This is a genomic window from Bacillus cereus group sp. BfR-BA-01355 (genome assembly GCF_022663675.1).
Classification (GTDB): Bacteria; Bacillota; Bacilli; order Bacillales; family Bacillaceae_G; genus Bacillus_A; species Bacillus_A thuringiensis_S.
In genome coordinates this window covers 78,103-86,826 of the sequence record NZ_JAKUFY010000003.1, presented here as the reverse complement: position 1 = coordinate 86,826, position 8,724 = coordinate 78,103, and the positions used below count along the sequence as shown (strand labels likewise).

The window sequence follows — 8,724 nt, the reverse complement described above, 5'->3', positions numbered from 1 at the left end:
TAACTATGGTTGAACGAATAGCGAATAAAGATAAAGTAATTGCCGCAAATGAACGAATAAAGGAAAGAGAATTTTGGTTAGAAAACTTATCAGGGGAACTGGCTGACTGCCATTTCCCTTATGATTACCGGACATCAAACAAACAGGTGAATTTATCAAATGTTAGCATAAAACTAAAAGAGGAATTGTCTGAGAAGATTTTAAAGTTAGCAAATGGATCAGATCTTCAATTGCACATGATTCTTACTGCTGGACTTACTTTACTGTTAAATAAATATACTAGATTGCAAGATATATGCATTGGTACACCTGTTTTAAAACAAGACAGTGATACTAACCTTATTAATACTTTGTTAGTTTTAAGACATGGTCTTGAGGAACATATGACATTTAGACAAATTCTCCAGCAAGTTAGTACAGTAATGGTTAATGCTTTAGAACATCAAAATTTCCCATTGGAAAGTTTACAACCGGTTTTGAGTAACTACCTTCCAGAGGGGCGTAATTATCCATTCCGTACTGCAATTTTGCTAGAGGAAATTCAAGATTTAAATTATTTAAGTGAGAGCAATGCTGAGATTATATTCTCTTTCCGTCAAGTAAATGGGTGTATAGAAGGTGGTATATATTTTAATGAGCATCTATACAAAACATCTACTGTTACGCGATTTGGTCATCATTTTATAGACTTGTTAGAGCAAGCTTTACTACAACCGAATACACCACATATAGAGTTAGATTGGGTTAGTGATAATGACGTAAGAGATTTAATTACATTTAATCAAACTGAGTTAGATTACCCGCATCATTTAACGGTAATACAGTTATTTGAAGAACAAGTCATGCATAATCCAAATAAGCTTGCTGTTTCTGATGACAAAAGAGAAATAACATACTCTCAATTAAAAGAAAAGGTAGATTTGGTTGCCAGTTCTCTACATAAAAAAGGAATTGGAAAAGGACACATTGTTGGCCTTATGATGAATCGATCAATTGATGCAGTAATTGCATTGCTAGGTATTTTAAAAAGTGGGGCTGCTTATTTACCTATTAACATATATTTGCCGTATAAACGGATAGAGGCAATGCTAAAAGAATGTAAATCTCCACTTTGTATAGTAAAACCAGAAGTTATTAGTGAAGATTTTACAAGGGAAATCCAGGCTTGTAGTATGGTAAGTTTTAATGAACTACTTGAAACAGAATTGGTTAGTTTCCCTTCAGTAAGTACACCTTACGATTTGGCATATGTTATTTTTACTTCTGGAACAACAGGTAATCCTAAAGGAATTATGGTTGAAAATCGTAGTGTTGTAAATTTAATATTCGGGTTAAAAAATGAAATATATGATAAATATAGTTCCTCTATGCGAATCGGGTTAGTTTCACCTTTTGAGTTTGACGCTTCAGTACAAAACATGTTTGGTGCGCTTCTATTAGGAAATAGTTTATTTATAGTACCTGAGGAAGCAAGAACTGATGGGCAGGAGTTAATTAATTTTTATCAAGAAAAGCAAATAAATATTGCTGATGGAACGCCGATGCATCTTCGATTATTAACTAATTTTATAGATGAAGAGGTAGAATATTCATTTAAACATTTTATTATTGCTGGAGAGGAATTACCACCGAAATTAGCACGGAAGTTCCTTGGTTTATTTAATGAAAACTGCCGACCAAATTTAACAAATGCTTATGGACCTACAGAGACAACTGTAGATTCTACATGTTATCATGTTCAGCACGCTGAGTTAGAATTTATGAATCAATTACCAATAGGAAGACCTCTAGCTAATCAAAAAGTTTATATTATGGGTGATAATCAACAATTACAACCCGTTGGAATTCCTGGGGAATTGTGTATTTCAGGAGAAGGATTAGCAAGAGGTTATTTAAATCAACCTAAGTTAACTATGGAGAAATTTGTTCCTATACAAATCAACAAAGAGGGTTCTTCTATTATAGATGACAAGGTATATCGTACTGGAGATTTGGCACGCTGGTTACCAGATGGAAATCTTGAATATTTAGGCCGTATGGATGATCAAGTCAAAATTCGTGGATTACGAATTGAATTGGGAGAAATAGAAAAGCAGATATTACGATATCCTGAAATTGGTGAAGCTATTGTAATTACACGTAAAAAAGAGGGAGAAGATGCTCCGGTTTTATGTGCATATGTTGTTATGAATTCTTCAGCTAAAGTAGAAGAGGTACGCCAATTCCTTAGAGAGTATTTACCTTTTTATATGATTCCTGCATACATCATCCCGATTGAGCAGTTTCCAATCTCATCAAACGGTAAAATAGATCGGAAAGCTCTTCCAGATCCAATTTGGGAGCAATCCACAGCTTTATTTATTGAACCACGTAATGAAATTGAACAAATGCTCTCTGAGATATGGAAAGTAGTACTTGGAATAGAGAAAATAGGTGTGAATGATAACTTTTTCGAATTAGGAGGTAATTCATTACAAATTACTTCTGTTGTTTCACACATATATAAACGTTTAGGTGTAGATGTACCTATACGTGAAATGTTTCAAAGGCCTACAATTATGCTATTAGCGGAGTATATAGAGAAATATGAAGGGAAGAAAAATTATTCTCAAATTGAGATCGTACCTGATAGAGAATTTTATCAAGCTTCTTCTTCACAAAAAAGATTATATATATTAAACCGCTTTGCTGGAATAGGAACTGCCTACAATATACCAGGTGCAATGTTAATAGAAGGTGAGTTTGATTTTATAAAGGCAGAACAATGTGTCAAAGAATTAGTAGAACGTCATGAATCATTAAGAACTTCATTCCAATTTATTAAAGGTGAACCAGTTCAATTTATTCATGATAGTTTAGATATTAGAATTGAACATTTATATAAATCTGATAGATCAACAATTGAAGAGCTAATACAGGAATTTGTTCGTCCTTTTCAGTTAGATAGGGCTCCACTTATGCGCGTCGGTTTAATGAAATTAGAATTCAATCAATATCTGTTACTATTTGATCTTCATCACATAATAGCAGATGGAGTATCTTTAGCGAAGTTAGAAAAAGAGTTTATAGATTTATATTCAGGCAAAACCTTAGAGCCTATTAAAATACAATACAAAGATTATGCCAATTGGCAAACCAACCGTTTACATGATGAAGGGCTGAAAGAAATTGAAGAGTATTGGGTAGAGAAGTTTAAAGGTGAGTTACCAATTCTTATGTTCCCAACCGATAAGCCACGTGGGCTAAATCAAACTTTTGAAGGTGATAGATTAGTATTCCATTTAACACCTGAACTTTCTAATAAATTAAAATCCTTTGCGGATGAAAGAGAAGCTACTTTATATATGGTACTTCTTTCGTCACTAAATATAGTATTGCATGTGTATACGCAACAGGAAGATATTATAGTAGGTTCTCCAATTGCAGGAAGAATTCATCATGATCTTGAGCCTCTCATAGGTATGTTTGTAAATACTCTACCTATGAGAAATCATCCTAAAGCGGAAAAGACGATAATTCAATTCTTAAATGAAGTAAAAGAAAATGCGCTAGAAGCATTTCAATATCAAGAATACCCATTTGATGAGTTAGTAAATAAGTTAGACATGGCTTATCATACTAATCGAAATCCTGTATTTGATGTCATGTTAGTAATGCAGAATATCGGAAGAACATCAGAAAAAATAAAAGATATTACATTTAAATCATACGAAATTAAGCATCAAGCTTCAAAGGTAGATATGAGTATAGAAGTATTTCCGGAAGAAGAGGGTCTGCGATTAGAATTGGAATACGCGACAGGACTATATTATCCGCAAACTATAGAGCGGTTTATGAAGCATTTTATAAATACGCTAGAGTGGATGGTAGCTAATCCTGAAGCGAAAATTGAAGACGTTAATGTTTTAAGTAAAAGTGAATCCACAAGGATGTTAAATGAACTTAATAATACAAAATTAGATTTTACTCAGGGTAAATTAGTTCATCAATTTTTTGAGGATCAGGTTGAAAATAAACCAGAAGAAATCGCAGTTATTTCAAATGATATACCGTACAGTTATTCGTATATCAATAATCGAGCAAATCAGCTTGCTCGTATTCTTAGACAAAAAGGTGTAGATCAGGAAACTAAAATTGGTATCGTTGTGGAAAGATCCGTAGAAATGATTATAGCTATATTTGCTGCGCTAAAATCTGGAGCTGCATATGTACCAATTGATCCTGAATATCCAAAGCGTCGAATGGAACATATTTTAGGGGATTGTAATCCTCAATTTGTACTTACAGAATCTAAATACGTAGGTGAAATTCCATTTGTAGGAGAGATTATTGATTTAAAGCAAGAAAATTTGTACGTTGGTGATACAAGTAACCTGGAGGTTACTGGAAAACCAAATAACTTAGCTTATATTTTATATACCTCAGGTTCTACAGGTAGACCAAAAGGAGTCATGATTGAACATTGTAGTATTGTGAATTTCTTATTTTCAATGACTCATTTATATCCTATGGATGAATCAGATACGTATTTACTGAAGACGCCTTATATATTTGATGTATCTGTTTTAGAGTTGTTTGGGTGGACCATAGTAGGTAGTAAATTAGTAATAATGGAAAATGGGGAACATCGAAACCCAAGGGCAATTTTAAGAACTATAGATAAATATGATGTAAAATTATTAAATTTTGTACCGTCTATGTTTAGGGCATTCGTAAATACACTTAATAATGAAAATTGCCAGGTTTTAAATAAAGTAAAGTATATATTACTTGCGGGTGAAGCTTTGACACATGAGGTGGTTAATAAATTTAAAAAGCATCGACTATCGACTCAAATAGAAAATATGTATGGTCCTACTGAGGCGACGGTTATCGCAAGTACATTTTCACTTCAAGAAAGTGAAAACTATAATACTATTCCTATTGGAAAGCCTATTCCGAATGTAAGGCTTTATATACTTAATCAAAAACAGAGACTTCAGCCTATTGGCGCGGTAGGAGAGCTGTATATTGCGGGAGAAGGGCTTGCAAGAGGATATGTAAATCAAATGAGATTAACTGAAGAAAAGTTTTTACCAGACCCATTTGTAAAAGGGGAGAAAATGTACTGGACAGGAGATCTTTCACGCTGGTTACCTGATGGGAATATAGAATTCCTCGGTAGAAATGATGAACAATTAAAAATTAGAGGATATCGAATTGAGCCAGGGGAAATTTTAGATGCTTTATCTTCACATCATGCAATTAAAGAAGCAGTGATAGTAGACATTCAAGATGAAGATGGGCAGAAAAAACTTGTAGCTTATTTCGTAGCAAAATCACCTGTATCCATTTCTGATTTGAAATTGCATCTTGCGAAATTAGTTCCGAGTTATATGATACCTACTTTCTTTGTTGAAGTTGAAAACATACCATTAACACCAAGTGGAAAGGTTGATCGACATTCCTTACCTTCACCTAGGTCTTTACCTAAGAATGAGGAGGAGAGTATGATGTCTCCTAGTAATGAGTTAGAATCTCGTTTGGTTGAAATATGGAAAAGTATATTGAAGATTGAAGCTGTCGGTGTAGAGGATGATTTCTTTGACTTAGGAGGAAATTCTCTACTAGCTATTGAGCTTGATCTTGCTTTAGAAAACGAGAATCTTAATACGGACGACTTAGTCGCATATACAAAACGCAATATTAAACAACTAGCTGCTTATATAGCAGAAAAGAAAAATAATTAGTATTACTTCATATTGTAAACACGACTTTTAAGAGTTTAAATTTACACTTGCTATACTGTGGGATTAAAGGAGCTTTCCCTCTTAGCTTTCTAGAATGTTAGTGTTTATTCTGGTGAATATGAGTTAGGGAATTCTCCTCCCTATTATAGAATGATTAAAATAAAAAAGTGATTCGAGAAATAAGATTCTTTATATGAAATGCGTTAATAATAATTGATAGCTTTTTAAAGAATATATACATATCTCTGTCAACTTAGTATAGAGAAATAACCAAATTACAATAGTTTTTCCTGTTGGTAAAAATATAGAGGTGAGTAAATGGGAAATTATACTTCTTCAATTTTATATGATGTAGAGCCTTGTAAAAGTTCTGAACAGAATTGTATTGATGATGTAATTGCTACGTTAGCTAATTGGTTTAAGCGTAAACATTATTTAATGTACGCTAGATTATGGGATTTTGGTTTTTCTCCTGTCGATAATGGAAATCTAGGGGATGGTTTATATACAGAGTCTGGTTATTTTGTAAGTGATTTAGAAAAATATCATGGTATAAAAAGTACTATATTTGATACAGATTCATCCGATGAAGGATTTGAAATTATATTAGAACAATTATACTCGGGATTTCCTGTGGTGGTAACCATGAATGCATACTGGCTTCCTTGGGATGAGAATTATCTAAAAAATCATATTGTTCATTCATTTGTTATTGTAGGATATGAGCCCGAAGAAGACTGTTTAATTATTACCGATCCATATTTTATGGTTAAAAATGCACAATTTTCAACAGAACTTTTTCATAAGGGTTATCAAAAAGTAAGTACTTTAAAAGTTACTGAAGATGAAATCACAGACATACAATCGATTACAACCGATTTGTCAAATTGGATAAAACATATAAAAGATGAAAAACATATTTTTTCACAAATGCACCTTTTTGCTACGAAACTAATAAGTAGGTTTGATTTAAATAAAGAGACAGATGGATATTTAGACTTTAATGATGTCCCGTTATTCTCACATTTAGGTCAAGTTGTAGATGGCCGAGTGAAGTTTTCAAAAATGCTTTCGTTTCTTGGTGAGCGTTATCACTCGGACTTCCAAACTATCGCTGAATCTATGAAGACAGCAGCTGCCAATTGGGGAGTAATTCGTGGATCATTGATAAAAATGCACTTAACAAAATCAGTAACTAAAGAAGGAATAGTAAACATTTCAGATAAAATTCACCATGCTGCAGAATACGAGCAAAATTTAGCTGAACAAATAATGACATTTCTTTTTTCTGTTATAGAAGGTAATACAAAGAATGTAATTATAGATTCTTCTCCATCGATGGAGACTACTAATTATGTAAAACCACTCGATGATATGGAGAGAAAGCTAGTTGATATATGGAAAGAAGTTATAGGTAATCCTTGTATTGGTGTGGAAGATAATTTTTTCGCACTTGGTGGTCATTCCCTTCATGCTACTGTAATCAACGCTAAAATATGGAAAGAATTTAACGTACAATTATCATTGGCAAATCTTTTTGAGTATCCAACAATAAGCACTTTAAGTCATTTTATTAAAAATTCAAAAGAAAATAGGTTGCAAGATATAGAAATAGTACCGGAATCTATGGTATACCCGGTTTCATCGACTCAAAAAAGAATGATGTTATTACAAGAGATGGATGGGGCACAGATGACATACAATGTACCAAGTTGTTTTATTCTTAAAGGAACGGTGGACCGGAAAAGGATAGAATTAGTCTTTGAAAAGCTTATTAAACGCCATGAAATACTCAGAACACAGTTTGAGTGGCAGGGGGATCAGTTAGTACAGAGAGTATTAGAACAGGTAACATTTGAGCTAGAAATGATAAAGGGAGAGTATAAAGAATGGTTACAACCATTTAATCTTTCTAAGGTTCCGTTAATGCGGGCTGGACTAAAGGAGTTAAAAGATCATAGTTATTTACTTGTAATTGACCTTCATCACATCATAACAGATGGCGTGTCTTTAAGTATCTTTATGCATGATTTTAAGGCCCTATATGCTGGGGAAACATTGCCGGAAAATCGTTTGCAATATAAAGATTATGCTGTGTGGGAACAAAAATTATTATCTTCTAAAGAATTTGATATCCATGAGAAATACTGGGAAGAATTATTCTCAGGGGATATACCAGTTCTTGAATTACCATATGATCGAGGTCGACCACCTGTAAAGAGTTTTGAGGGTGAACAATATAATTTCCAAGTAAACAAGGAAATTACTCGAAAAATAAAAAAAATAGCACTAGAAACTGATACGACACCTTTTATGTTACTTATGGCTGCCTTCACTATTTTTCTGTACAAGCATGGGGAACAAAAGGATGTCATTATAGGATCACCAGTTGCAGGTAGGCCGCATGCTGATCTGTTACCTCTTATGGGGCTGTTTGTAAATACAATTGCATTACGTTATCAAATAAATCCAGATCAATCTTTTATTAATCACTTGAAAAAAGTGAAAAACGATACGTTAGAAGCTTTCGAACATCAGGTGTATCCATTTGATCAGTTAGTGGAAAAATTAGATCTTTCTAGAGACTTAAGCCGAAGTGCTTTATTTGATGTCATGTTTGTATTACAAAATTCTGATGAAAAACATACAGTTGTGGATGGATTAGAAATTAGCACGGAAACAAACACAGATACACTAACAAGTAAGTTTGATTTAACTCTTATTGCTGAAGAAAATAAAGATATATATGAATTCACTTTTGAATATGCTACATCTTTATTTGATAAATCAACAATAGTAGAATTTGGACGGCGATTTAACCTTCTATTAGAAGAAATAACAACTCATCCTAATGTTAGTCTAAAAGATATTCAAATGTTAACAAGTGAGGAAAAAGAACTTGTTTTATCTGCGACTCAGGAGAAAGAAAAAATAAAAATAGAGACTGATTTTAATTGGGATATAGGTTAATTGATTTCCCAGGTCTCAGAAGGAG

At 33.0% G+C, this 8,724-nt stretch carries 2 protein-coding genes; both read left to right on the top strand.

Annotation, left to right across the window (positions count from 1 at the left end):
- The first annotated feature begins 5 nt into the window (after positions 1 to 5).
- The gene (locus MR167_RS02040) at positions 6 to 5,729 is read left to right on the top strand and encodes a non-ribosomal peptide synthetase (RefSeq protein ID WP_242313793.1); all 5,724 of its coding nucleotides are present in this window, start codon (positions 6 to 8) and stop codon (positions 5,727 to 5,729) included.
- A 318-nt stretch (positions 5,730 to 6,047) separates the two neighbouring features.
- Positions 6,048 to 8,699, top strand: a complete 2,652-nt coding sequence (locus MR167_RS02035; RefSeq protein WP_002083440.1) for a condensation domain-containing protein — start codon at positions 6,048 to 6,050, stop codon at positions 8,697 to 8,699.
- Positions 8,700 to 8,724 lie beyond the last annotated feature (25 nt).

Bases quoted from the DNA above. Each gene is read 5' to 3' on its own strand.
- MR167_RS02035 (WP_002083440.1), top strand. From the start codon at position 6,048: ATGGGAAATTATACTTCTTCAATTTTATATGATGTAGAGCCTTGTAAA.
- MR167_RS02040 (WP_242313793.1), top strand. From the start codon at position 6: ATGGTTGAACGAATAGCGAATAAAGATAAAGTAATTGCCGCAAATGAA.